A 1,039-nucleotide genomic window follows, 5' to 3' on the forward strand; every position below is an offset into this window, starting at 1 on the left:
TATCGCTGCGTTGCAATTGCCAGGTCTTGCCGCCGTCGACGGTGTGCAGGATCACGCCACCATGGCCGGCGGCCCAGCCTTGTTTGTCATCGACGAAGCTCACCGAGGTCAGCGTGGTGTCCACCGGCACCTGCTCGGCCTGGCGATAGCTGGCGCCGCCATCGTCGGACAGGATGATGTAGCCATACGCACCCACGGCCACGATGCGGCTGCCGGCGCGGGCGGTGCCCAGCATCATGTTGTGCAGGGCGTGGGCGTCTGCCCGTGCCGGCGCCAGGGTCAGCGGCGCGTCAGCCTGGGCCAGCGCCAGCGCCAGCGTAGTGCTGCCGGTGGCCAGCATCATGACGGCCAGCGCGAGGGCGTGTCTGGAAAGAATCTTCATGAAACAGTCCTTGCATTCAGTGCGCCAGTGCGCTGTTGAGCTTGATGGGCGATTTGCGCGGGAACATCTTTTCCAGCACCACCGCAAAGGCGGGCAGGGCGGTCATCGCCATGACCAGGTTGATCAGGAACATGAAAGCCAGCAGCTTGCCCATGTCAGCCTGGAACTTGAGCGCCGAGAACGACCAGGTGGCTACGCCCACGGCCAGCGTGATGGCGGTGAAGATGGTGGCGATGCCCACTTCCTGGATCGCATGGTGCAGCGCCTGTTCGATCTCAAGGCCAGCAGCCAGGTGCAATTGCAGGCGGTTGTAGATGTAGAAGGCATAGTCCACGCCGATGCCCACGGCCAGCACCATCACCGGCAGGGTGGCTACCGTCAGTCCGATCTGCAATTGCTTCATGAAGGCGTAGCCGATGAAGGTGGCTACCGTCAGCGGCAGGCAGCAGGCGATGATGGCGCGCCAGTCGCGATAGACCACGAACACCAGCAGCACGATGGCACCATAGACGTAAAGCATCATGGGCAGTTCGGATTTCTCGACTTCATCGTTGACGGCCGCAATCACGCCCGCATTGCCCGCTGCCAGGCGGATCTCCAGCCCGGCCAGCTGGTGCTGGTCACGATAGGTCTTCACGGCCTGGATCACGCCATGAT

General features: G+C 63.0%; 2 protein-coding genes. Both read right to left on the reverse strand.

All coding sequences use genetic code 11. The features are described from left to right. Window positions 1–343: WD40/YVTN/BNR-like repeat-containing protein (locus tag I5W_RS17955; RefSeq protein WP_044530250.1), on the reverse strand; the 343-nt coding region annotated here is incomplete at its 3' end. Between the two features lie 55 nt (window positions 344–398). Next, the coding region (locus I5W_RS17960; protein ID WP_148289141.1) for an efflux RND transporter permease subunit at window positions 399–1,039 on the reverse strand (641 nt) is incomplete at its 5' end.

Source organism: Herbaspirillum sp. B65 (genome assembly GCF_000333555.1).
Lineage (GTDB): Bacteria > Pseudomonadota > Gammaproteobacteria > Burkholderiales > Burkholderiaceae_D > Herbaspirillum > Herbaspirillum rubrisubalbicans.